Source organism: Thermithiobacillus tepidarius DSM 3134, assembly GCF_000423825.1.
GTDB classification, from domain to species: domain Bacteria; phylum Pseudomonadota; class Gammaproteobacteria; order Acidithiobacillales; family Thermithiobacillaceae; genus Thermithiobacillus; species Thermithiobacillus tepidarius.
Genome location: NZ_AUIS01000003.1, coordinates 107,491 through 128,621, shown reverse-complemented (window position 1 = coordinate 128,621; position 21,131 = coordinate 107,491). Strand labels below are relative to the sequence as shown.

General features: G+C 60.5%; 29 protein-coding genes and 1 pseudogene. 26 read left to right on the top strand and 4 right to left on the bottom strand.

Going from position 1 to position 21,131, the window contains the following annotated elements; all coding sequences use genetic code 11:
* Positions 1-127 precede the first annotated feature (127 nt).
* The 16 genes and pseudogenes from galU to G579_RS18850 all read left to right on the top strand — a co-directional run bounded on the left by galU (position 128) and on the right by G579_RS18850 (position 10,516).
* A complete protein-coding gene (galU, locus tag G579_RS15010) occupies positions 128-1,045 on the top strand; it encodes a UTP--glucose-1-phosphate uridylyltransferase GalU (protein ID WP_051180658.1) in 918 nt (305 codons plus the stop codon).
* Between the two features lie 72 nt (positions 1,046-1,117).
* On the top strand, positions 1,118-2,011 hold the full coding sequence (gene rfbA / locus G579_RS0100680; RefSeq protein WP_028988656.1) for a glucose-1-phosphate thymidylyltransferase RfbA: 894 nt from the start codon (positions 1,118-1,120) through the stop codon (positions 2,009-2,011).
* A 514-nt stretch (positions 2,012-2,525) separates the two neighbouring features.
* Positions 2,526-3,074 (top strand): dTDP-4-dehydrorhamnose 3,5-epimerase, encoded by a 549-nt coding sequence (gene rfbC / locus G579_RS0100675; RefSeq protein ID WP_028988655.1) that lies wholly within the window; start codon positions 2,526-2,528, stop codon positions 3,072-3,074.
* Between the two features lie 483 nt (positions 3,075-3,557).
* Entirely contained in the window at positions 3,558-4,022 is a 465-nt protein-coding gene (locus G579_RS0100670; RefSeq protein WP_028988654.1) for an REP-associated tyrosine transposase, read from the top strand.
* 511 nt (positions 4,023-4,533) lie between these two features.
* Complete coding sequence (gene rfbD / locus G579_RS0100665) at positions 4,534-5,409, top strand: dTDP-4-dehydrorhamnose reductase (protein WP_028988653.1); 876 nt, start codon at positions 4,534-4,536, stop codon at positions 5,407-5,409.
* 262 nt (positions 5,410-5,671) lie between these two features.
* The gene (locus G579_RS0100660) at positions 5,672-5,872 is read left to right on the top strand and encodes a DUF2283 domain-containing protein (protein ID WP_028988652.1); all 201 of its coding nucleotides are present in this window, start codon (positions 5,672-5,674) and stop codon (positions 5,870-5,872) included.
* Positions 5,873-6,124: 252 nt separating this feature from the next.
* Entirely contained in the window at positions 6,125-6,352 is a 228-nt protein-coding gene (locus G579_RS0100655) for a type II toxin-antitoxin system Phd/YefM family antitoxin (protein WP_028988651.1), read from the top strand.
* A 50-nt stretch (positions 6,353-6,402) separates the two neighbouring features.
* Positions 6,403-6,735: pseudogene (locus tag G579_RS15005) on the top strand (type II toxin-antitoxin system VapC family toxin); the annotation flags it as partial.
* Positions 6,736-6,779: 44 nt separating this feature from the next.
* A complete protein-coding gene (gene rfbB / locus G579_RS0100645; protein ID WP_028988650.1) occupies positions 6,780-7,886 on the top strand; it encodes a dTDP-glucose 4,6-dehydratase in 1,107 nt (368 codons plus the stop codon).
* 138 nt (positions 7,887-8,024) lie between these two features.
* Positions 8,025-8,324, top strand: coding sequence for a nucleotidyltransferase domain-containing protein (locus G579_RS0100640; RefSeq protein ID WP_028988649.1), 300 nt, complete (start codon positions 8,025-8,027; stop codon positions 8,322-8,324).
* Positions 8,321-8,815 carry a hypothetical protein gene (locus G579_RS0100635; RefSeq protein WP_028988648.1) on the top strand — a complete coding sequence of 165 codons (495 nt, stop codon included), beginning with the start codon at positions 8,321-8,323 and terminating at the stop codon, positions 8,813-8,815. The genes G579_RS0100640 and G579_RS0100635 overlap by 4 nt, the downstream gene beginning before the upstream one ends.
* The gene (locus G579_RS19565; RefSeq protein WP_269137040.1) at positions 8,812-8,934 is read left to right on the top strand and encodes a hypothetical protein; all 123 of its coding nucleotides are present in this window, start codon (positions 8,812-8,814) and stop codon (positions 8,932-8,934) included. The genes G579_RS0100635 and G579_RS19565 overlap by 4 nt, the downstream gene beginning before the upstream one ends.
* Positions 8,921-9,442, top strand: coding sequence for a nucleotidyltransferase family protein (locus tag G579_RS0100625; RefSeq protein ID WP_211218616.1), 522 nt, complete (start codon positions 8,921-8,923; stop codon positions 9,440-9,442). The genes G579_RS19565 and G579_RS0100625 overlap by 14 nt, the downstream gene beginning before the upstream one ends.
* On the top strand, positions 9,439-9,837 hold the full coding sequence (locus G579_RS0100620) for a HEPN domain-containing protein (RefSeq protein ID WP_028988646.1): 399 nt from the start codon (positions 9,439-9,441) through the stop codon (positions 9,835-9,837). Before G579_RS0100625 ends, G579_RS0100620 begins: the two co-directional genes overlap by 4 nt.
* Before the next feature lie 149 nt (positions 9,838-9,986).
* Entirely contained in the window at positions 9,987-10,286 is a 300-nt protein-coding gene (locus G579_RS0100615) for a nucleotidyltransferase domain-containing protein (RefSeq protein WP_028988645.1), read from the top strand.
* A complete protein-coding gene (locus tag G579_RS18850) occupies positions 10,283-10,516 on the top strand; it encodes a hypothetical protein (protein ID WP_155989683.1) in 234 nt (77 codons plus the stop codon). The genes G579_RS0100615 and G579_RS18850 overlap by 4 nt, the downstream gene beginning before the upstream one ends.
* Here the strand turns inward: G579_RS18850 and G579_RS0100610 are convergent.
* The 4 genes from G579_RS0100610 to G579_RS0100595 form a co-directional block, all read right to left on the bottom strand.
* A complete protein-coding gene (locus G579_RS0100610) occupies positions 10,476-10,745 on the bottom strand; it encodes a type II toxin-antitoxin system RelE family toxin (protein WP_028988644.1) in 270 nt (89 codons plus the stop codon). The genes G579_RS18850 and G579_RS0100610 overlap by 41 nt on opposite strands.
* Positions 10,729-10,956 carry a type II toxin-antitoxin system RelB family antitoxin gene (gene relB, locus G579_RS0100605; RefSeq protein ID WP_028988643.1) on the bottom strand — a complete coding sequence of 76 codons (228 nt, stop codon included), beginning with the start codon at positions 10,954-10,956 and terminating at the stop codon, positions 10,729-10,731. The genes G579_RS0100610 and relB overlap by 17 nt, the downstream gene beginning before the upstream one ends.
* 106 nt (positions 10,957-11,062) lie before the next feature.
* Entirely contained in the window at positions 11,063-11,461 is a 399-nt protein-coding gene (locus G579_RS0100600) for a type II toxin-antitoxin system VapC family toxin (RefSeq protein WP_028988642.1), read from the bottom strand.
* On the bottom strand, positions 11,458-11,703 hold the full coding sequence (locus tag G579_RS0100595; RefSeq protein ID WP_028988641.1) for an AbrB/MazE/SpoVT family DNA-binding domain-containing protein: 246 nt from the start codon (positions 11,701-11,703) through the stop codon (positions 11,458-11,460). Before G579_RS0100595 ends, G579_RS0100600 begins: the two co-directional genes overlap by 4 nt.
* A gap of 213 nt (positions 11,704-11,916) precedes the next feature.
* Here G579_RS0100595 and G579_RS15000 point away from each other — a divergent pair, with 213 nt between their 5' ends.
* The 10 genes from G579_RS15000 to G579_RS18440 are packed head-to-tail and all read left to right on the top strand — an operon-like array spanning position 11,917 to position 21,125.
* On the top strand, positions 11,917-12,402 hold the full coding sequence (locus tag G579_RS15000) for a MarR family EPS-associated transcriptional regulator (protein WP_230973761.1): 486 nt from the start codon (positions 11,917-11,919) through the stop codon (positions 12,400-12,402).
* Between the two features lie 18 nt (positions 12,403-12,420).
* Entirely contained in the window at positions 12,421-13,419 is a 999-nt protein-coding gene (pseB, locus tag G579_RS0100585; protein WP_028988640.1) for a UDP-N-acetylglucosamine 4,6-dehydratase (inverting), read from the top strand.
* Positions 13,420-13,422: 3 nt separating this feature from the next.
* On the top strand, positions 13,423-14,583 hold the full coding sequence (gene pseC / locus G579_RS0100580) for a UDP-4-amino-4,6-dideoxy-N-acetyl-beta-L-altrosamine transaminase (protein ID WP_028988639.1): 1,161 nt from the start codon (positions 13,423-13,425) through the stop codon (positions 14,581-14,583).
* Positions 14,580-15,275 carry a pseudaminic acid cytidylyltransferase gene (gene pseF, locus G579_RS0100575; protein ID WP_028988638.1) on the top strand — a complete coding sequence of 232 codons (696 nt, stop codon included), beginning with the start codon at positions 14,580-14,582 and terminating at the stop codon, positions 15,273-15,275. Before pseC ends, pseF begins: the two co-directional genes overlap by 4 nt.
* Positions 15,272-16,396 carry a UDP-2,4-diacetamido-2,4,6-trideoxy-beta-L-altropyranose hydrolase gene (pseG, locus tag G579_RS0100570; protein WP_028988637.1) on the top strand — a complete coding sequence of 375 codons (1,125 nt, stop codon included), beginning with the start codon at positions 15,272-15,274 and terminating at the stop codon, positions 16,394-16,396. Before pseF ends, pseG begins: the two co-directional genes overlap by 4 nt.
* A gap of 35 nt (positions 16,397-16,431) precedes the next feature.
* A complete protein-coding gene (gene pseH / locus G579_RS0100565; RefSeq protein ID WP_081662498.1) occupies positions 16,432-16,914 on the top strand; it encodes a UDP-4-amino-4,6-dideoxy-N-acetyl-beta-L-altrosamine N-acetyltransferase in 483 nt (160 codons plus the stop codon).
* A gap of 9 nt (positions 16,915-16,923) precedes the next feature.
* On the top strand, positions 16,924-17,982 hold the full coding sequence (gene pseI / locus G579_RS0100560; protein ID WP_028988635.1) for a pseudaminic acid synthase: 1,059 nt from the start codon (positions 16,924-16,926) through the stop codon (positions 17,980-17,982).
* A gap of 19 nt (positions 17,983-18,001) precedes the next feature.
* Positions 18,002-19,288 (top strand): lipopolysaccharide biosynthesis protein, encoded by a 1,287-nt coding sequence (locus G579_RS0100555; RefSeq protein ID WP_155989682.1) that lies wholly within the window; start codon positions 18,002-18,004, stop codon positions 19,286-19,288.
* Positions 19,285-20,454, top strand: a complete 1,170-nt coding sequence (locus G579_RS18845; RefSeq protein ID WP_155989681.1) for a hypothetical protein — start codon at positions 19,285-19,287, stop codon at positions 20,452-20,454. Before G579_RS0100555 ends, G579_RS18845 begins: the two co-directional genes overlap by 4 nt.
* Positions 20,451-21,125 (top strand): class I SAM-dependent methyltransferase, encoded by a 675-nt coding sequence (locus tag G579_RS18440; protein ID WP_081662475.1) that lies wholly within the window; start codon positions 20,451-20,453, stop codon positions 21,123-21,125. The genes G579_RS18845 and G579_RS18440 overlap by 4 nt, the downstream gene beginning before the upstream one ends.
* Positions 21,126-21,131: the final 6 nt, after the last annotated feature.

Here is a 21,131-nt window from a genome sequence, read left to right as displayed (position 1 = left end):
CGCGGGCAATACTCGGACACACCCGGGCCGCCCGTTGCCAAACACGGCGGCCCTCCATTCAAAGCGTCGTTTCCGAGGCGCCCAGTGGCGCTTCACACTCGGGTTCAACTCAAATCAGGATTTGCTTATGACCAAGATACGCAAGGCGGTATTTCCGGTGGGTGGATTGGGGACGCGGTTTTTGCCGGCGACCAAGGCCAGCCCGAAGGAGATGCTGCCGATTGTCGACAAGCCGCTGATCCAGTATGCCGCCGAGGAAGCCATTGCCGCCGGCTGCGACCAGCTCATCTTTGTCACCGGGCGCGGCAAGCGCGCCATTGCCGACCACTTCGACGTCTCCTACGAACTCGAAGCGGAACTGGAAAGCCGCGGCAAGCAGGCGCTCTTGGAGCAGGTGCGCAAGATTCTGCCCAAGCACGTCTCGGCGGTGTTCATCCGCCAGGCCCAGCCGCTGGGGCTGGGGCACGCGGTCTACTGCGCGCGCCCGGTGATCGGCGACGAGCCCTTTGCCGTCTTGCTGGCCGACGACCTCATCCTGGCCGAGCAGCCGGTACTGGCGCAGATGGTCGAGCGCTTCGAGCGCTACAACGTCGGTCTTCTGGCGGTGCAGGAAGTGCCGCGCGCCGAGACCAAGCACTACGGCGTGGTGGACGGCAAGCCCTGGGACGAGCGGCTGCACCATGTTGCCGGCCTGGTGGAAAAGCCCAGTCCCGAGACGGCGCCCTCCAACCTGGCGGTGATCGGCCGCTACATCCTGCCGGCGCGCATTTTCCATCACCTGGAGCACACCCCGACGGGGGCGGGCGGCGAGATCCAGCTCACCGACGCCATTGCCCGGCTGCTCGAAGAAAAGCAGGTGCTGGCCTACCAGTTTGCCGGTCAGCGCTTTGACTGCGGCGACAAGCTCGGCTACCTCAAGGCCACCCTCGAATACGCCCTGCGCCACCCGCAGGTCGGCCAAGCCTTCGCCCAATACCTCAGCCACTACTGCCAGGAACTGGGCGGCGACGGCGCCCCGGCCAAGCCCAAGGCCGCCCGTGGCTAAGCCCTTCGGCGGATTGCGTTTCCTGGCCCATGCAGCTTAACTGCTTCAATTACTAAAGAAACAGCGCACCTTATGAATCCCCTTTCCCGCAAAGGCATCATCCTCGCCGGCGGCTCCGGCACCCGTCTGTATCCCATCACCCGGGCGGTCAGCAAGCAGCTCATGCCGATCTATGACAAGCCCATGATCTACTATCCCTTGTCCACGCTGATGCTGGCGGGGATCCGCGAGATCCTGATCATCTCCACGCCCGAGGACCTGCCGCGCTTCGAGCAGCTCCTGGGCGACGGCAGCGACTGGGGCCTGAGCTTCTCCTACGCCGTCCAGCCCTCGCCGGACGGCCTCGCGCAGGCCTTCATCATCGGCCGCGAGTTCCTGGACGGCGCTCCGAGCGCCCTGGTGCTGGGCGACAACATCTTCTACGGGCATGACATGAGCGAGGTGCTGCAGCGGGCCTGCATCCAGGACCGCGGCGCCACCGTTTTCGGCTATCACGTCAAGGACCCGCGCGCCTACGGCGTCGTGGAGTTCGACGCCGACGGCCGCGCCATCGGCCTGGAGGAAAAGCCGGCCCAGCCGCGCTCCAACTACGCCGTGACCGGGCTCTACTTCTACGACAACCTGGTGGTGGACATCGCCCGCGAGATCAAGCCCTCGGCGCGCGGCGAGCTGGAGATCACCTCCGTCAATGAATGCTATCTGCAGATGGGCCTGCTGCAAGTGGAGATCCTGGGCCGCGGCAGCGCCTGGCTCGACACCGGCACCCACGAATCCCTGCTCGCCGCCAGCCAATTCATCGAGACCATCGAACAACGCCAGGGCCTGAAAGTCGCCTGCCCCGAGGAAATCGCCTACCGCATGGGCTACATCGACGCCGCCCAGGTGGAACGCCTGGCCCAGCCCCTCAAGAAAAACGGCTACGGCCAATACCTGCTGCGCATGCTGCAGGAAAGGGTGTTGACGTGAATTCTGCCGGAACCTGCGTGGACACGGACCTTGTGGGAGCGGGCTGGCCCGCGATTGATGCGCCGGCCGGCTTGACCTGTAGGGGCGGGCTGGCCCGCGATTTTGGGCGGTCGCGGCCGGTTATCGCGGGCCAGCCCGCTCCTACGCACTCCAGGCCGGCCGACGCCCTGCACACCCTCTTCGCTGGGAAGGGCGAACGGTTCCTTCTCGCGCCGGGAGCGGGCCGGGGTGAGGGCATGCAGCCCGGAACCGTGGGAGCGGGCTGGCCCGCGATAACCACCGCCCTTCGCCGCGCTGCCTCCCCGCAGCCCGATACCGTAGGAGCGAGCTTGCTCGCGATTGGCGCCCGGACGCCCGGAAAATCATCGCAGCCCGCCTGGTCTATGGCACCTTTGACCAAACCACGGAAAGGCCGAACCACATGCGCGCTCTGATCACGGGCCTCAAAAACCACTTGCTACGGAAAGGCTAGGCTCTGCCGAGCCTCCCAATCACGAGTCACGAACCACGACCAATGAAATTCACCCCGACCGCCATCCCCGACGTGATCCTGGTGCAGCCCGACGTCTTCGGCGACCACCGCGGCTTCTTCATGGAAACCTGGCATGCCCGCAAATTCGCCGAGGGCGGCATCGACGCCGCCTTCGTCCAGGACAACCACTCCCGCTCGGCCCAGGGCATCCTGCGCGGCCTGCACTACCAGGTCCGCCAGCCCCAGGGCAAGCTGGTGCGGGTGGTGGCGGGGGAGGTCTTCGACGTGGCCGTCGACCTGCGCCGCGGCTCGCCCACCTTCGGCCATTGGGTGGGCGAGCTGCTGTCGGCGGACAACAAGCACCAGCTCTGGGTGCCGCCCGGCTTCGCCCATGGTTTCTACGTCACCAGCGACACCGCCGAAGTCGTCTACAAATGCAGCGACTTCTACGCCCCCGAGCACGAGCGCTCCCTGCGCTGGGACGACCCGGACCTGAACATCGACTGGCCCCTCGTCAATGGCCAGCCCCCCGTGCTCTCGGCCAAGGACGCCGCCGGCGCCCTGCTGAAGGAGGCCGAATGCTTCCCCTGAAGCCGCGCCGCAAGCCGGATGCCGTTGCAGGAGCGGGCTTGCTCCCCACAGCGCGTTCCGCTGTCGCCGTAGGAGCGGGATGGCCCGCGATCAACGCTCCCTTTCGCCGCGCTGCTTCCCCGCAGCCCGGGCTTGTAGGAGCGAGCTTGCTCGCGATCAACCATACCCGCCCTGCAGCCATGGCCGCATATGCACGAACAGCCTCGTCCGCGATCCTGCCGCGCCGCAAACCCGATCCCGTAGGAGCGAGCTCGCTCGCGATCAACGCTCCCCTTCGTCGCGCTGCTTCCTCGCAGCTCGATACCGTAGGAGCGAGCTCGCTCGCGATCACACGTCCGGCCCGCCCCGCAGCCGCGGGCTCGCCCGCACTCCCTGCCGCCGCATTTCTCCCTCTCTCACTGGGAGCGGGCCAGGGTGAGGGCATGCAGCCCGTAGGAGCGGGCTCGCCCGCGATCACACATTGCCTTGACCCAATCCGCCCCCATGCCTAGCCAAACTCCGCCCCACAGCCAAAGCCTGCGCAAAGGCCGGGTCTCCGAGCCGGGGCGGCTATACCTGCTCACCTCGGCCACCCACCAGCGCCGCCCGCTCTTTCGCGACTGGCAGGCCGGCCGGGCCCTGGTCGCCGAGATCCAGCAGGCGGTGGCCTCCCGGCGAGTCGGCTCCCTGGCCTGGGTCATCATGCCCGACCACTTCCACTGGCTGCTGGAGCTGAAAGAGGCATCGCTGGACGCGCTCATGCGCACACTGAAATCCCGCAGCGCCATCGCCATCAACCGCCACCTGGGCGAGGATGGCCAAATCTGGCAAAAAGGCTATCACGACCACGCCCTGCGCGCGGAAGAAGACGTGCAAGGCGTGGCGCGCTACATCATCGCCAATCCGCTGCGCGCGGGCTTGGTGAAACGCATCGGGGACTACCCGTTCTGGGACGCGAAATGGCTATGACAGCACACACCGCATCGCGGGCAAGCCCGCTCCTACACAGCAGCGGTGCATCCCCCCGATCCAGAATGATCGGAGGAGCGAGCTCGCCCACGACCAACGCCCCCCTTCGTCGCCGGCAACCCGATCCCGCAGGAGCGGGCTCGCCCGCGATCAACATCCGTTTCCGCCCCAATGCTTTCTCGCGGCCCAGGACCGTAGGAGCGGGCTTGCCCGCGATCAACGCTACCCTTCACCGCAGTGCCTCCCGGCAACCCGACCCCGTAGGAGCGAGCTCGCTCGCGATCGCCACTCCCCTTCGCTGCGCTGCCTCCCCGCAGCCCGGGATTATGAAAACCGGCTCGCCCGCCATAAGCATCCGTTTACGCCGAGGCACATCCCCACAGCCCGATCCCGTAGGAGCGGGCTTGCCCGCGATAGTCACCTCACTTCGCCGCGCTGCTCCTTCCCAGCCCGGAACCGTAGGAGCAAGCTCGCTCGCGATAACCACCCCCACCCCAGCGAGCCCCATCCCATGAAAGTCCTCATCACCGGCGCCACCGGCCAGCTCGGCCAGGAACTGCAGCGCAACGCCCCTCCCGGCTGCGAGCTGCTCGCCGTGGACAGCCGCACCCTGGACATTAGCCAGCCCGACGCCGTCCGCCACACGGTCGCGGCCTTCCGCCCTACGCTCATCGTCAATGCCGCCGCCTACACTGCCGTGGACAAGGCCGAAAGCGAGCCCGAGCGCGCCTTCGCCGTCAACGCCCAGGGCCCCGGCTACCTGGCCGACGTCGCGGCCCGCGCCGGCGCGCGCCTGATCCACGTCTCCACCGATTTCGTCTTCGACGGCAGGCAATCCTCGCCCTATCAGCCGGACGATCAGCCCAACCCCCTCGGCGTCTACGGCGCCAGCAAGTGGGAAGGCGAAAAGCGCATCAACCAGATCACCGGCGGCCAGGCCCTCATCCTGCGCACCGCCTGGGTCTACTCCGCCTTCGGCGCCAACTTCGTCAAGACCATGCTGCGCCTCATGCGCGAGCGCGACAATTTGGGCGTGGTCGCCGACCAGATCGGCACGCCCACCTGGGCCCGCACCCTGGCCGAGGCCGTCTGGGCCGCCGCCGCGCGCCCCGAACTGCGCGGCACCTACCACTGGACCGACGCCGGTGCCGCGAGCTGGTACGACTTCGCCGTCGCCATCCAGGAAGAAGCCCGGGCGCTCGGCCTGCTGGATCGCGCCGCCGCCGTCCGGCCGATCCGCACCGCCGACTATCCCACGCCCGCCCGCCGCCCGGCCTACAGCGTCCTGGACAAAAGCACTACTTGGCACGCCCTCGCGCTCTCCCCCCAGCACTGGCGGGACGGGCTCAGGCATATGCTGAAAAGCTTGGTGCGGGAGCAAACGTGACCAATTTCGCCCGTTTCCCGTATGGCTTGACTGCGCATGCGGCACTGATGCTTACCGAGCGAGGCATATCACAGGAATGGCTGATCCGGGTCTTGGTTAACACGCAAAAGACAGAATTGGATCAACATGATCCAGCCCTGCGCCACGCATTGGGCCGTAAGCAGAACGCGAAGATCGAGTGCTGCGGATCGCATATAATCACACCTCTGAAACCGTGGCGAATTGTGACCGCCTATTTTGATAGGACCCAAAGGAACAGGCTATGAGAGTGCACTTCGATGAAAAGGCGGATGTCTTATACCTGCGTCTCGGCGAGTCAAGAATTGTGGAATCCCAGGAAGTACAGCCAGGCATCGTGCTTGATTTCAATGAACAAAGCCAAGGCGTTGGCATTGACATCCTGGGAGTGCAAGGTCGTGTGCCGCAGGCCAATTTGCGGCAGATTCAGTTTGAAGTGGCTTAAGAAAATGGCTCAAGAGCTCCCTGTAGGGGCGAACTTGCGCGCGATCAACGCCCGCTGTCGCCGAGGTGCATCCCGGCGGCCCGGAGTCGTAGGAGCGGGCTTGCCCGCGATAACCGCTCCCCTTCGCCGCAATGCCTCCCCGCAGCCCGATCCCGTAGGAGCGAGCTTGCTCGCGATAATGGCCAATCCCGGCCTTCTCCCATCGGCCATGGTAAACTAAGCTTGGCCGACAAATGTTGCTTGGAGAGTGCGATGGCTACCATAGTCAATGTACACGAAGCGAAAATCCATCTATCCCAACTGATGGAAAGAGCACACGCGGGTGAGGAAATCATTCTGGCCAAAGCCGGCAAGCCGTATGCCCGGCTCTTGCCCATCGAGCGCGGCCAGCCGCGCAAGCCTGGCTTGGTTAAGGGCCGGGTAGGCGAGGCCTTTTTCGAGCCCTTGCCTGCCGAGGAACTGGAGGGCTGGGGCCAGTGAAAGTCTTGCTGGACACCCAGGCACTCCTGTGGTGATTCTTTGATGACCCCAAACTGTCGACAAAGGCACGCGAGATCATCGCCGATCCGGATAATTTGGTCATGATGAGCAGCGCATCCGCCTGGGAAATCGCCACCAAGTATCGGCTCGGTAAATTGCCCGAGGCTGGCGAAGCCGTGCATCAGTTGCCCCAGCTCCTGGAACGCGCCCAGATCAGTGTGCTGCCCATCACGGTGGTGCACGCCCTGAAAGCCGGTCTTTTGCCTGGCCCGCATCGGGATCCGTTCGATCGCATGCTGATCGCCCAGGCAGCTCATGAAGAATTGCCCTTGGTGACTCTCGACCCCGCCTTCAACCAATATGAGATCGAGTTGATCTGGTAATCCCATGGCCGAATATTTGACTTTGACCAAAGACCCCAATGCCTATGCCACACTCCCGTAAGCTGCTCGTCACCGGCGGCGCCGGCTTCATCGGCGCCAACTTCGTCCACCACTGGGTCAAACGGCACCCGGCCGACCGCATCGTCGTCCTCGACGCGCTGACCTACGCCGGCAACCTCGCCAACCTCGACCCGGTCAAGGACCATCCCGGCTTCCGCTTCGTGCACGGCAACATCTGCGACCAGGCCCTGGTGGACCGCCTCATGGGCGAGGAGCGCATCGACACCATCGTCCATTTCGCCGCCGAATCCCACGTGGACCGCTCCATCCTCGGCCCCGACGCCTTCATCGAGACCAATGTCGTCGGCACCCACGTGCTGCTGAAGGCGGCCAAGAAGGCCTGGCTCGACCGCGACGACGCGCCTTCGAGCCCGCGCTTTCACCATGTCAGCACCGACGAGGTCTACGGCTCCCTCGGCCCGAGCGACCCGGCCTTCACCGAAAGCACCCCCTACGCCCCCAATTCGCCCTATTCGGCCAGCAAGGCGGCCAGCGACCATCTGGTCAGGGCCTACCACCACACCTACGGCCTGCCGGTGACCACCAGCAACTGCTCCAACAACTACGGGCCCTACCACTTCCCGGAAAAGCTCATTCCGCTGATGATCGTCAACATCCTGAACGGCAAGCCCCTGCCCGTGTATGGTGACGGCATGAACATCCGCGACTGGCTCTACGTGGAGGATCACGCCTGGGGCATCGAACTGGTGCTCAAGAAAGGACAGGTGGGTGAGGTCTACAACATCGGCGGCAACAACGAATGGGCCAATATCGACATCGTCAAGCTGGTATGCCAGCTCCTGGACGATGCCTTCGCCCAAAATGCCGATCTCAAACGGCGTTTCCCGCGCTCGCCCGCCGTCCACAACCAGGCCGCGAGCCTGATCACCTATGTCAAGGACCGCCCCGGCCATGACCGGCGCTATGCCATCGACGCCGGCAAGATCATGCGCGAGCTCGGCTATGCGCCGCAGGAGAGCTTCGAGACCGGCATTCGCAAGACTATCCAGTGGTTCCTGGACAACGAGGCCTGGTGGCGGGCGGTCATGGATGGCAGCTACATGGAGTGGGTCAAGCAACAGTACGCCTGAGTAGTCCTGCGGGATCAGGGACTTGCCTGGACGCGGGCCGCTGGCGCGGCGCAAAACGCGCTGTTACTATGGAATACCTCACAGCCCGGGAATTGCAAATTCGGTGGTATAAAAAGCAGAAATGAGCGAAATACTCCCATGCGCCTGAGCCCCGAGCAGATCGCCACCATTCGTGCCGCCGCCCGCGAGACCTTCGGCCCCGAGGCCCGCGTCTGGCTCTTCGGCTCGCGGGTGGATGACCAGGCACGCGGCGGTGACATCGACCTCATGTTCGAATCAGCCGAGCCCATCAACAATCCCGCGCTGCTGGCGGCGCGTCTTTCCGCCAGAATCTCCCGCAGGATGCACGGCCGCAAGGTGGACGTACTGCTCGCCGCACCCAACCTCAGGCGCCTGCCCATCCACGAGATCGCCTTCACCGAAGGGCGGGTATTATGAAGCTCGACCCAAAAATCGCCTTGCGGCTGCAATTCCTCACGCGTGTGGTGCGCAAGGAGTGTCAGCATCTCGCGAGCACGGATCAGCGTCTGTTTTCGGAGCCCTTCACCCTGGAGCGCGCCCGGCAACTCGAAGCCAAGCCCGATCTGGCGGAACGGGTAGACGCCTTCGTCAGCCGCTTCGCCCGTCTGCAGGACACCCTTGGCGACAAATTGCTCCCTGTGCTTCTGACCGCCCTGGGGGAAACGCCTGGCGCCGCGATTGACAACCTCGACCGGGCCGAGCGCCTGGGGCTGATTGCCTCTGCTGATGAATGGATGACCCTGCGCAAGCTGCGCAACCAGATGGTGCATGAATATGTGGAAGATCTGAGCGTGCTTACGAGCGCGTTGCAGACGGGTCATGAATTCACGCCAATGATCACGGCTGCGGCCAACAACATGATCCTTGAAGTCGAGCGCCGAGGCTGGGTCAGAGAAGATTCCGCATGATACCGAAGATGATGGATTCCTTATATTCCTATGCCCTGACTCCCGAGCAGATCGCCACCATCCGCGCCACCGCCCGCGAGACCTTCGGCCCCGGGCGCCAGATAGGTGAAAACGCCTGAAGTTTCGGGGGACAACATGCTCAAAGAACAATTCAGCACCTTGCAGGGTGCCCTGCATCGAGCCTGCCTGGACTACTACGGCGAGCGCCTCGTCAGCCTGGCCGTTTTCGGCTCTGTCGCGCGCGGCACCATGCGGCCCGACTCAGATATCGACTGCCTGATCGTGGCCGACCCCCTGCCGCGCGGGCGTATGGCCCGCATGCGCGAGTTTGCTGCCGTCGAGACCGCCATGGATGACGCCCTGCGGGCCGCCGGCCGCCGCGGTGTGCAAACCTCCCTCTCCCCGGTGTTCAAAACCCCCGGCGAAGTACGGCAGGGAAGTCTGCTCTTTCTCGACATGGTCGAAGAAGCCCGTATCCTGTATGATTGGGGCGATTTCCTGCGCGCCTATCTCGACAATCTGCGTGAGCGCTTGCGTGAGCTGGGTGCCCGCCGGGTCATGCGGGGCGGCGGCTATTACTGGCAACTCAAACCCGATCTCAAACCCGGCGAGCTGATTTCCTTATGATGCATGTCACCCTGGCCCGCAGCTATATGGAAAAAGCCATCAAACGCCGTCGGGTGCTGGAGGTTTTGCTGGAAGAAGACGCTTTTTCCGACGTCGTGCGCGAAGCCCAGGAGATGGTCGAACTCGCCCTCAAAGGCATGTTGCGCCAGGTGGGCATCGACCCGCCGAAATGGCACGACGTGGGGCCGCTGTTGATCGACCACGCGGAACACTTTCCCACCGTATCCGGTAGCGACCTCCAGCAACTGGCGGCAATCTCCAAGTGGTTGCGCAAGGAGCGGGAATTCGCCTTTTACGGCGACATTGATTTCATTCCTACGGAAGAATACACCCGCTCGGATGCCGAACGGGCCATTCATGATGCCGGTTCGTGGTGGAAACTGCCCGTCGCGTGATTCTTCCCGACGAATAATGATCGAAATAATTGAAGCGCCCCCATGCGCCTGAGCCCCGAGCAGATCGACACCATCCGCGCCACAGCCCGGGCGGCTTCAATTGCAAATTCGGTATAGTATAGAAAAACAGAAGTGAGCGAGGTATTCCCATGCGCCTGACTCCCGAGCAGATCGACACCATCCGCGCCACCGCCCGCGAGACCTTCGGCCCAGAGGCGCGCGTCTGGCTGTTCGGCTCGCGCGTGGATGATCACCTCAGGGGCGGGGATCTCGACCTACTGATTTCTTCCGATACCAGCATTCCGGATCGGGAACGCAAACGGCTAGGCTTCGTGGCCCGCTTGCAGTTGCGTTTGGGCGATCAGCCCATCGATGCCCTGGTGCTCGATCCCAATGTACCGCGCCAGCCGATTCACGAACGCGCTTTGCATGAGGGTGTGCCCTTATGAGCACCGAAGACCGCCTGCCGCGAACCCGCTTTCTCGATACGCTCGGACTGGTTCGGCATGAAGGCAAACACCTCGCCTACAGCCTGGGCCGCGTGTTCTCCCAGCCAGTCAATGGCGCCTGGGTGAAAGCTCTGGAGCAGTATCCCGAGCAGATCGACACCATCCGCGCCACTTTCGTTGCAGCGCGTTTCAGCGGTACACCTCGCGGCGATTACCGATGCGCACGATGAGCACTGTCAGCCTGCCATCCTCTATGCTGGCAATGAGCCGATAGTCACCTACACGGTATTTCCAGAATTCACCCAGGCGTGACCCCTTGAGCGCCTCCCCGATTGCACGCGGATCATCCAGACGCGCCACGCGCTCAGAGAGGAACTTCAAGATTCGGCGTGCAATCTGTGGATCGAGCTGATCAAGATCTTTTTGAGCCTGAGACGACAGTTCAACCTTCCACGCCATAGCGCTTCATCACGTCTTCAAGCGGTGTGGTTTCGGCTCGGCCCGCTCTGATTTCTTCCAGCTCGCGCTCGGCCAGGTACAGGTCTTCCAAGTCGTCCAAGTGCTGCACCAGTGCCTCGCGGATATAAAAGCTCTTACTGCGCCCGGTCAGAAGCGCCAACTGGTCAAGCCGGGTTTCCACGTCCTCGGGCAACCGGATTGAGATAGCCATATTGCCTCCTCCTGAAACTATGTAATACAAGTATTGCGCAGGACGAAGCAAGCTGCAACAGACACCCGCGCCACCTACTCGAAACCGCCCCGGTCTGACGGACGGCTCAGCCCTCCCAATCCTCGACACGCAACCCCGGCATCCGCCCAAACTCAGCGGTATTGTGCGTCACCAGAATCAAATCGCGCGCCTTCGCCTGGCCCGCAATCAAAACGTCATACGGCCCGATCGGTGTTCCACCCAGGGCGAGAATGGCCCGGATCTCGCCAGCCTGCCGCGCATCTTCCGGGTCGAAGTCCAGCACTTCAAAGCGCAGGCTCTCGACCAGGGCGACATTGCGTGCCGTGCGCTGGCTCTTGAAAGCGTCATAGAAGAGTTCATGCAGGACAATCGAAGAAATGCAGATTTCGCTGGGCCTGTGCTGGCGCACGCGCAGCGAGGGAGGTGAGTCGCGATCCTTCAACAAGGCGATGATGATATTGGTATCGAGCAGATAGCGGCTCATTGGAACAAAGAATCCAGCCCTGGGCGGTCCTGCGGATCGGGCTGCTCGCTCGCAGCCTGCACGAAATCCTCATCCAGACTGCCAGCAATGGCATCCAGCCAGGCCCAATCTTTCGCGATTGGCTCCAGAATCACCGCACTCCCATGGCGACGAATACGCACCGTGTCCGCATCGAAGCGGAAATCCTTGGGCAGTCTGACCGCCTGCGAGCGGCCAGTCCAGAACACCTTTGCAATATCCATGCAAAACCCTCCAGGTGATATGTATCAAAATGATATATCGCATGGGGGCTTGTTGCAATCTTCTTGACCCGTCTGTGTCGGCCTGTTTCAATCATAAAATCCGATAGCGAGGTATTCCCATGCGTCTGACTCCCGAGCAGATCGACACCATCCGCGCCGCCGCCCGGTTGACGCCACCGCCTCAAGCTGTTTAAATCCTGCGATGTTCACCGGATGAACGTCGCCATGCCCAGCACACCGCAGCAGCCTGTTACCCAGCAAATCAGCCCGCATCAGGGGCCGGATCAAGCCGCCGCTGTGCCCGCCGTCCTGGACGACGCCACCCGTTACCAGCTCCTGCGCTTGCTCAACGAGCGCCCGCACATCTCCCAGCGCGAACTCGCCAGCCAGCTCGGCATCAGTCTCGGCAAGACCAACTACTGCCTGAAGGCCCTCATCGCCAAGGGTTGGGTCAAGGCCGGCAACTTCCGCCGTAACCCTGACAAGCGCGCCACCTACGCCTATCTGCTGACCCCTAGTGGCATCGAGGAGAAGGCCCGCGTCACTGTAAGCTTTCTGCAGCGCAAGATGGCGGAGTTCGATGCGCTCCGTGCGGAGATTGAGCACCTTCGTGTGGAAGTGCAATACAACGCACAGAATCCTCTTGAAGAGAGCAGGGCGAGAATGCCTGCCAGCGCTGGCGGCGCCCATAAATCATAATGTATCCGAAGGAACTGCATGCTGACTAACAAATCCATCCTCGTTACAGGCGGCACGGGCTCATTTGGGCACACCTTTGTGCCGATGACGCTGGCCAAGTACAATCCGCGTCGCTTAGTGATCTACTCGCGTGATGAGATGAAGCAGTGGGAGATGGCCAAACTCTATGGCAAGGATGAGCGCGTGCGTTTCTTCATTGGTGACGTGCGCGACAAGGACCGCCTCGCGCGCGCGCTTCACGGCATCGACTATGTCGTCCACGCGGCCGCCACCAAAATCGTGCCGACGGCGGAATACAATCCCTTCGAGTGCGTCAAGACCAATATCAATGGCGCCATGAACCTCATCGATGCCTGCATTGACCAGGGCGTCAAGCGGGTGGTGGCCCTATCGACTGACAAGGCCAGCAGTCCCGCGAACCTGTATGGCGCAACCAAGCTGGCGTCAGATAAGCTTTTTGTCGCCGGCAACTCGTATGCCGGCAGCGAGGACACCCGCTTCGCCGTGGTGCGTTACGGCAACGTCATGGGCTCACGCGGGTCGGTCATCCCTTTTTTCCTGTCCATTGCCGATCAAGGCGAACTGCCGATCACCGATGAGCGCATGACGCGCTTCATGATTACGCTGGAGCAGGCGGTCAAGCTCGTCTGGCACGCCTTTGAAGATATGATCGGCGGCGAGATCTACGTCAAAAAGATCCCCTCCATGAAAGTGACCGATATCGCGCGGGCCGTTGCGCCGGATGCGCGCCAGGCGATCATCGGCATCCGGCCGGGTGAAAAGCTCCATGAGCAGATGATTGGCGCCGAGGATGCACCGCATACTTACGAATACGCGGATTATTACAAAATACTGCCGGCGATTCACAACTGGAGTGAGGATCCAGTCCGCATCAATGGCGGGCAGAAGGTCATGCCAGATTTTACCTACTGCTCGGACAACAATACCGAGTGGATGTGCATCGAGACCTTGCGTGCCTGGATTGCCCAGAATCACAGTAAAATCGGCAAGATCTGAACCATGATCCCCTATGGTCGACAGGATATCTCCGAATCTGACATCCAGGCTGTCGTGGATGTGCTGCGTTCGGACTATCTCACCCAGGGTCCCGTAGTGCCGCGTTTCGAGAAGGCAGTGGCCGAATACTGCGGTGCGCAGCATGCTGTCGCCGTCAACAGCGCCACCTCGGCCCTGCACATCGCTTGTCTGGCCATCGGTCTTGGGCCGGGTGACCGGCTCTGGACCAGCCCCGTTACCTTCGTCGCCTCGGCCAACTGCGGCCTGTACTGCGGGGCTGAGGTGGATTTCGTCGACATCGACCCGCGTAACTACAATCTTTGCCCGCAAGCCCTGGAGCACAAGCTGATCGAGGCAGAGCGGGAAGGCCGGTTGCCGAAGATCGTGGTGCCCGTCCACCTGGCCGGCCAGCCCTGCGACATGCAGGCCATCCACGCCCTGAGCCAGCGCTTTGGCTTTCGCATCATCGAGGACGCCTCGCACGCCATCGGTGGCAAGTATCGGGGCGAGCCCGTCGGCAATGGCCGCTACAGCGATATCACCATCTTCAGCTTCCACCCGGTAAAGATCATCACTACCGCCGAGGGCGGTATGGCCCTGACCAATGATGATGAACTAGCGCACCGCATGGCACTGCTGCGCAGCCACGGCATCACCCGTGACCCGGTGCAGATGACTCAGGCACCCGAGGGCCCGTGGTACTACCAGCAAATCGATCTGGGCTTCAACTACCGCATGACCGAACTGCAGGCCGCCCTAGGCCTCAGCCAGATGGAACGCCTGGATGAGTATGTAAGCCGCCGCCATGCCCTGGCTGAGCGCTATGACGAGCAACTCGCCGATCTGCCCCTGACGCTTCCCTGGCAGCACCCGGACAGCTACTCCGGCCTGCACCTCTATGTAATCCGCCTTAAACTGGATAAGATCGGCAAGTCCCATCGCGAAGTTTTCGAGGCATTGAGAGAACAGGGCATCGGCGTCAATCTGCACTACATCCCCGTGCACACCCAGCCCTACTACCAGCGCATGGGTTTCAGGCTCGGTAACTACCCCGAAGCCGAGCGCTACTACGCCGAGGCCATCAGTCTGCCCATGTATCCGACCCTGACCGAAGCGCAGCAGGATCATGTCATAACGACCCTGAAGAAGGTGCTCCAGGCATGAGGCTCGCCATCATCCCTGCCCGCGGTGGCAGCAAGCGCATCCCGCACAAGAACATCAGGCCCTTCGGCGGCAAGCCGATGATCGCCTGGTCGATCGAGGCGGCGCTGCAGAGTGGCTGCTTCGACCAGGTGGTCGTCTCCACGGATGACGCCGAGATTGCCGAGGTCGCCCGAGCCCATGGAGCAGCCGTGCCCTTCATGCGCCCCGCCGAACTGTCGGATGACCACACCGGAACCATCCCGGTCATCCGCCATGCCATCGAGTGGTTCCAGCGCCAGGGAACAGCGCCCAAACAGGTCTGCTGCATCTACGCAACAGCGCCGTTTGTCCGCAGTGACGATATCCGAAAAGGCCTTGAGATCCTGGACACGGCCGACTGTGAGTACGCCTTTCCCGTCACCAGCTACGACTTCCCCATCCAGCGCGCCCTTCGGCTCACGGCGGAAGGCCGGGTGGAAATGTTCCAGCCCGAACACTTCAACACCCGCTCGCAGGATCTGGAGGAGGCCTACCACGATGCCGGCCAGTTCTACTGGGGCCAAAGCACGGCATGGCTGGTGGGCAAGCCAATCTTCTCCCCGGCCGCTGCGCCCGTGATCCTCCCGCGCTACAGGGTGCAGGACATCGACACCCCCGAGGACTGGGAGCGTGCCGAGTGGCTGTTCAAGGCCATGAAGGAGGCCGAGGCATGACGGCAAACCGCCCCATGTCCGTGGTCTTCCGTGTCGACGCCTCGCTCGATATCGGCACCGGCCACGTCATGCGCTGCCTGACTCTTGCCGACGCCCTCGCCGCCAGTGGTGCGGAATGCTGCTTCATCTGCCGCGAACACCCCGGCCACCTGATCGAGCACATCCGCGGCAAAGGTTACCCCGTCCATGCACTCCCTATAGGAGCGAGCGCGCTCGCGATGCGAGGAGAGCCGCAGGCCATGGACCATCCCCATCATGCCCACTGGTTGGGTTGCCCCTGGGAAATGGATGCGGCGGAAACCAGGGCCATCCTCGATGAAGATGAGCCGGACTGGCTCGTGGTCGACCACTACGCCCTCGACGGCCGTTGGGAACAGGCACTGCAAGGCTGCTATCAGAAGCTCATGGTCATCGACGACCTGGCCGATCGTCCCCATGTCTGTGACCTGCTGCTCGATCAGAACCTGGGGCGCGAACCGGGCGACTACGAAGCGCTGGTGCCCGCACATTGCCAGCGCCTCATTGGACCTCAATATGCCTTGCTGCGTCCCGAGTTCGCCGCCCTGCGCGAATACAGCCTGCAGCGGCGCCAGACACCGGCACTGAAACGCCTGCTCATCACCATGGGCGGCATCGACCAGCCCAATGCTACCGGCAAGGTGCTCGAAGCCCTGAAGGCCAGCCCGCTACCTGACGACTGCCAGATCAGCGTGGTCATGGGTGCGCAGGCGCCGTGGCTCGAGCAGGTGCGCGCCCTCGCAGCCACCATGCCCTGGCCGACCGAGGTGAAAGTCAATGTCACTGAAATGGCCCAGGTCATGACTGACAGCGATCTCGCCATTGGTGCGGGCGGCAGTACATCATGGGAGCGTTGCTGCCTGGGGCTGCCCACTCTGCTCGTAGTGCTGGCAGAGAACCAGTTGGCAGGAGCGCGCACGCTCCACAACAGCGGGGCTGCGCTGACACTCGGGGGGCCCGCAGACCTCCAGGAGCAACTGGCACCCGCCCTGCACGCACTGCTGAGAGACGGACACCTGGTTGAGATGAGCCGCAACGCGCGCGCGATCACCGATGGTCATGGCACCGAGCGGGCGCTCCAGTACATGGCGTTCCGGGCATGATGCAGGCCCCCAGCATCCAGGATCGTATGCGCTTGATGACATCCGATGATCTGCAACGGGTACTCTCCTGGCGCAACCATCCGGATGTCCGTCGCTACATGTACACCAATCACGAGATCACCCTGTCTGAACATCAGCGCTGGTTCGAGCAGGCCTCAAGGGACCCCGAGAAACACCTGCTGATCTTCGACGTACATGAGGATCCAATGGGTTTTGTTCAACTGCATCAGCCGCGTGGCGCTCCCATTGCCGAATGGGGCTTCTACGCAGCACCCGATGCCCCGAAGGGGACAGGGCGGCGCCTCGGGCAGGCCGCGTTGTGCTATGCCTTCGAACAGCTCGGATTGCACAAGCTCTGCGGCCAGGCTCTGGCCTACAACGAACCATCCATTCGTTTTCATCGCGCCCTTGGATTTGAGCAGGAAGGACTGCTCCGCGATCAGCACCATGACGGACAGCGCTTCCATGATGTGCTTTGCTTCGGGTTGCTGGCCTCCGAATGGCAGACGACTGACTGAGAGAATCCCATGTCCAACCTCCCAGAAATCCGCATTGCCGGACACCGCATTGCCGCAGACGCACCACCCTACGTCATCGCCGAACTGTCCGCCAACCACAATGGACAACTCCAAACTGCCTTGCGCGTCATCGAGGAAGCCCAAAGAGCCGGAGCCGATGCGGTCAAGCTGCAAACCTACCGTCCGGATACGATCACACTTGATTGCGACAGTGAAGACTTCAAGATCCACGGTGGGCTTTGGCATGGTCGCACCCTGTACGAGCTGTATCAGGAAGCCCACATGCCCTGGGACTGGCACAAGCCGCTGTTCGAGCATGCCCGCAAACTAGGCATCACTCTTTTCAGCTCGCCCTTCGACAACACCGCCGTCGACCTGCTTGAAGACCTCAACGCCCCGGCCTACAAGATCGCCTCCTTCGAGGCCGTTGATCTGCCACTGATCAAGTACGTCGCCAGCACCGGCAAGCCGATGATCATCTCCACCGGGATGGCCGATGTCGATGAGATTCAGGAGGCCATCGATGCCGCCCGCGCAGGCGGCTGCAAGGAACTGGCCATTCTCCATTGCGTGAGCGGTTATCCGGCCCCGGCCGCTGACTACAACCTGAGAACCATCCCTGACATGATCCAGCGTTTTGGTCTGGTTACCGGTTTGTCTGACCACACCCTGGATAACACCACTGCCATCGCGAGTGTCTCCCTGGGGGCATCGATTATCGAAAAGCACTTCACGCTTGATCGGCAAGGCGGCGGCCCGGATGACAGCTTTTCCCTCGAACCCCCAGAACTCGCAGCGCTCTGCCGGGATAGCAAAACGGCGTGGGAGTCTTTGGGGAAGGTGGACTACGGACGTAAATCGAGCGAACAGGGGAATGTGCAGTTTCGGCGCTCGCTCTACTTCGTAAAGGACCTCAAGGCAGGGGATGTGATTACAATGGAAGCAGTCCGCAGTGTCCGGCCGGGGCTTGGCGCGGCTCCAAAGCTCCTGGATAGCATCATTGGCAAGCAGGCCGCATGTGACATAGCAGCCAATACCCCCGTGCGGTTGGAGTGGGTCAGAAACTGATGTGCTCAGGGCATGGCAAATGACTGCTTCAGCAAAGCTGGGCCATATGACATGGGTCAGACTGGCAGGGTTCCGTTCAAATATGTTGAATGTGATCCTGCGAGCAACCACCCTGGCCAGCAAATTTCTATTGCTCGTTTATTTGGCCCGCGTGTTGCCACCTGAACAGCTGGGCGTCTATGGGATTTTCACGGCCACGGTAAGTTATGCATTATATCTCCTCGGGCTGGACTTCTATGCCTATGCCCAGAGAGAGATGTTGGACAAGCCACGCGAGGCGTGGGGTGGGGTCATTCGAGATCAATTCATCTTCTACGGCCTTGCCTATCTCGGCATCCTGCCCTTGCTGCTGCTTGTTGTTTTTGCTTCGGGTAGTCTGCCCTGGTCGCTTCTGGGCTGGTTTTTTCTGATCCTGAGCCTGGAGCACCTATCGCAGGAATTATACCGGTTACTGGTGATTACCCAGAAGCATGCCCTGGCCGGCTGGGTTCTGTTCCTGAGGACCGGAGCTTGGGTGTACCTGAGCCTCGCACTAATTTGGGCAGTACCGGATCTGCAAAACCTCGCATCCGTATGGATGGGTTGGGTGTTTGGTGCGGGTGCCAGTGTGGCTGTCGCATTATACGGGCTTAGAGAGTTCCGTATCGGTAGCCAGAAAGAGCAGCCGATCCATTGGGCATGGATGAAGAAGGGCGTCCTGGTCGGAATGAAGTTTTTGCTAGGCACACTAGCTCTGCGAGGCATGTTTACATTTGACCGCTACATATTGGACTGGACATGGGGCAAGGAACAGGTCGGTGTTTACACCTTCTATATGGGTATTGCCAGTGCTGCACTGTCCTTCATCGATGCAGGCATTATTATGCAGGTTTATCCCAAAATCATGCATGCTATCCAGAGCCACGATGTGCAGGCATACCACAAGGCAATGAAAGAGCTAAGCCTGGGTATGGTGCTTATCGGGACTGCTATTTTGATAGCAGTATGGCTGTTCATTGGGCCTGTGATTAACTTTGTGGGACATCCTGCTTATCAAAGCTCAATTGGCACCTTGTGGGCTCTGCTAGCGGCTATTCTGGCATACTGCTTTGCGCTTATCCCGCACTATCCACTATATGCAAGACGCTATGATCGGGTAATTCTGGGGGCAAACCTGGTGGGATTTCTTGTGTTTTCCCTTGCAGCCATATGGTTTGTGAAGGCATTTTCGGGTTTTGGTGTGGCTTTGGCGATGTTTCTTGGAATGGTCAGTATCGGAGTGGTAAAAAGCGCTGTGCTGCTCCGATGCCCTGTGGAGCATAAATGAGCTTTCGGATCAGTGAAGGTTTGGCAGATCAAATCCTCTGGTACTTTGACACTGGAGTGGAGGGATTTAAATTATCAAAGCAAGTTCACGCGGCATATGCAAAGCACCACATACTGGCAAGAGTTTTTTCTATCTTTACTCCGATGTATGCCCCAAGGAAAAGGTTTAAATATGTGTTCCTCGGCACGAAGTTTAAATCTCTCCTGAAGAGTCTGGATTCACACCAGGTGCTTGTAATAGGTGGCCTTGGAGACATGGCCTTCTGCCTAAGAAACAACATCAGATTTGTACTAGATAGTGAGTACAAAGGATTGCTTTACCAAGCTTCTTTATGCGAGCCTGCCGAAAGCGAGCAGTGTATAATCAAGTTGGTAAATGTCATAAGCCGGAGTTTGTCCCGGTTCCAACCAGAGGCTTTAGTAGTGACTAATGATTCTCTACCCTTGGAAAGGGCCTGGATTGCTGCTGCCAGAAGAATTAAGGTAAAAAGTGTTTGCATACAGCATGGGGTATTCTCTGCAAGATCGCAAGCCCTTGCCGATGGTCGCTTTGCCGATGCCATGTTGGTCTATGACAGGTTCCAGAAGAAAATAGTTGCGCGCGGCAGTCGAAATCCTGAAATGGTCATTCCGATTGGATACCACTCGGATGTCATCAAGTTGCCACTTCGCGATCCAAGTGAGCGCAAGGTTTGCATCCTTGGGCAACCATGGATCCAATACTATGGATCGGAGAACTATCTAGCGGTAATTAAGAAGATAATTGACCCTCTTAAAATGGCGGGCGTGCCAGTTGTATACAAGCCCCACCCAGGCGAAATAGGGGGGGCGTACCTGTCAGACGTCGGCTGCGCCTTATTTCATGGTAGGCTAGAAGATGCTGTTGCAGAATTTGATGTTTTTGTATCCCTGACTTCCACCGCATTAATGGAAGCGTCCTTGGCAGGTAAAATATCTGTCCAGATCTATGACGCTGCATTCTGTTGTGAAAGATTCGATGAGCTTGGCTATGCGCATGTCATAGATGAAAAGCAGATTTCCCGTCTGACGGAAGCTGTAAGAAGCTTGAATGCCTTCGATAACAGCGAGATTGTTGAGAGAAGCAACGCAGCATCTGTCTCGGAGCGTTTCAGGCAGGGATTGTGCAGCATGGAGAAGGTATTATGAGTATCAGGTCGACCCTGGAAGAAATCTATGCCGAGAAAGATAGCCCAGGCTACTACGCTGCCGCAAGAAGCGAGATATTGGGCATGTTGCCGAGCCACGTAGAACGGGTTTTGGAATTGGGGTGCGGTGAGGGTGCGACACTTGCACTGCTAAAAGATAAGGGGATGGCAGATTGGACTTGTGGTGTTGACATCAACCAAGCTGCGCTCACGGTGGCACGAAGCAGGGGGGTGGATCAGGTGATCCAGGGTAATATCGAGGAGTCGGAACTGGGCATCCCTGCGGAAAGTTGCGATGTTATTCTTTGTCTTGACGTTCTTGAGCACCTGGTGAATCCTTGGAAAGCGATGAATGTGCTCTATGGATTGCTTAAGCCCGGTGGGGTATTCGTTGCCAGTATACCTAATGTGAGGTTCATTAAGACTTTGCTGCCGTTGGTTTTTATGGATCGATGGCAGTATGAAGAAAGCGGGATTCTGGATAGAACGCACTTGCGTTTTTTTACCAATACCAGTGCTGTTGAACTTGTAAAATCCTGCGGTTTGAAAATAGAGGCGGTAAGGGCAAATCGCAGCAGTAAATGGCCAGTAAGGATTGCGAGCATGGTTACACTTGGTGCAGTAGACAAGTTTACGGCATTCCAGTATTTAATATCTGCAAAGAAGATATAACAGCCA

What these genes read in the sequence shown, in the direction of transcription:
- galU (WP_051180658.1), top strand. Translation starts at nt 128, where the DNA reads ATGACCAAGATACGCAAGGCGGTATTTCCGGTGGGTGGATTGGGGACG.
- rfbA (WP_028988656.1), top strand. Translation starts at nt 1,118, where the DNA reads ATGAATCCCCTTTCCCGCAAAGGCATCATCCTCGCCGGCGGCTCCGGC.
- rfbC (WP_028988655.1), top strand. Translation starts at nt 2,526, where the DNA reads ATGAAATTCACCCCGACCGCCATCCCCGACGTGATCCTGGTGCAGCCC.
- G579_RS0100670 (WP_028988654.1), top strand. Translation starts at nt 3,558, where the DNA reads ATGCCTAGCCAAACTCCGCCCCACAGCCAAAGCCTGCGCAAAGGCCGG.
- rfbD (WP_028988653.1), top strand. Translation starts at nt 4,534, where the DNA reads ATGAAAGTCCTCATCACCGGCGCCACCGGCCAGCTCGGCCAGGAACTG.
- G579_RS0100660 (WP_028988652.1), top strand. Translation starts at nt 5,672, where the DNA reads ATGAGAGTGCACTTCGATGAAAAGGCGGATGTCTTATACCTGCGTCTC.
- G579_RS0100655 (WP_028988651.1), top strand. Translation starts at nt 6,125, where the DNA reads ATGGCTACCATAGTCAATGTACACGAAGCGAAAATCCATCTATCCCAA.
- rfbB (WP_028988650.1), top strand. Translation starts at nt 6,780, where the DNA reads ATGCCACACTCCCGTAAGCTGCTCGTCACCGGCGGCGCCGGCTTCATC.
- G579_RS0100640 (WP_028988649.1), top strand. Translation starts at nt 8,025, where the DNA reads ATGCGCCTGAGCCCCGAGCAGATCGCCACCATTCGTGCCGCCGCCCGC.
- G579_RS0100635 (WP_028988648.1), top strand. Translation starts at nt 8,321, where the DNA reads ATGAAGCTCGACCCAAAAATCGCCTTGCGGCTGCAATTCCTCACGCGT.
- G579_RS19565 (WP_269137040.1), top strand. Translation starts at nt 8,812, where the DNA reads ATGATACCGAAGATGATGGATTCCTTATATTCCTATGCCCTGACTCCC.
- G579_RS0100620 (WP_028988646.1), top strand. Translation starts at nt 9,439, where the DNA reads ATGATGCATGTCACCCTGGCCCGCAGCTATATGGAAAAAGCCATCAAA.
- G579_RS0100615 (WP_028988645.1), top strand. Translation starts at nt 9,987, where the DNA reads ATGCGCCTGACTCCCGAGCAGATCGACACCATCCGCGCCACCGCCCGC.
- G579_RS18850 (WP_155989683.1), top strand. Translation starts at nt 10,283, where the DNA reads ATGAGCACCGAAGACCGCCTGCCGCGAACCCGCTTTCTCGATACGCTC.
- G579_RS0100610 (WP_028988644.1), bottom strand. Translation starts at nt 10,745, where the DNA reads ATGGCGTGGAAGGTTGAACTGTCGTCTCAGGCTCAAAAAGATCTTGAT.
- relB (WP_028988643.1), bottom strand. Translation starts at nt 10,956, where the DNA reads ATGGCTATCTCAATCCGGTTGCCCGAGGACGTGGAAACCCGGCTTGAC.
- G579_RS0100600 (WP_028988642.1), bottom strand. Translation starts at nt 11,461, where the DNA reads ATGAGCCGCTATCTGCTCGATACCAATATCATCATCGCCTTGTTGAAG.
- G579_RS0100595 (WP_028988641.1), bottom strand. Translation starts at nt 11,703, where the DNA reads ATGGATATTGCAAAGGTGTTCTGGACTGGCCGCTCGCAGGCGGTCAGA.
- G579_RS15000 (WP_230973761.1), top strand. Translation starts at nt 11,917, where the DNA reads ATGAACGTCGCCATGCCCAGCACACCGCAGCAGCCTGTTACCCAGCAA.
- pseB (WP_028988640.1), top strand. Translation starts at nt 12,421, where the DNA reads ATGCTGACTAACAAATCCATCCTCGTTACAGGCGGCACGGGCTCATTT.
- pseC (WP_028988639.1), top strand. Translation starts at nt 13,423, where the DNA reads ATGATCCCCTATGGTCGACAGGATATCTCCGAATCTGACATCCAGGCT.
- pseF (WP_028988638.1), top strand. Translation starts at nt 14,580, where the DNA reads ATGAGGCTCGCCATCATCCCTGCCCGCGGTGGCAGCAAGCGCATCCCG.
- pseG (WP_028988637.1), top strand. Translation starts at nt 15,272, where the DNA reads ATGACGGCAAACCGCCCCATGTCCGTGGTCTTCCGTGTCGACGCCTCG.
- pseH (WP_081662498.1), top strand. Translation starts at nt 16,432, where the DNA reads ATGACATCCGATGATCTGCAACGGGTACTCTCCTGGCGCAACCATCCG.
- pseI (WP_028988635.1), top strand. Translation starts at nt 16,924, where the DNA reads ATGTCCAACCTCCCAGAAATCCGCATTGCCGGACACCGCATTGCCGCA.
- G579_RS0100555 (WP_155989682.1), top strand. Translation starts at nt 18,002, where the DNA reads ATGACTGCTTCAGCAAAGCTGGGCCATATGACATGGGTCAGACTGGCA.
- G579_RS18845 (WP_155989681.1), top strand. Translation starts at nt 19,285, where the DNA reads ATGAGCTTTCGGATCAGTGAAGGTTTGGCAGATCAAATCCTCTGGTAC.
- G579_RS18440 (WP_081662475.1), top strand. Translation starts at nt 20,451, where the DNA reads ATGAGTATCAGGTCGACCCTGGAAGAAATCTATGCCGAGAAAGATAGC.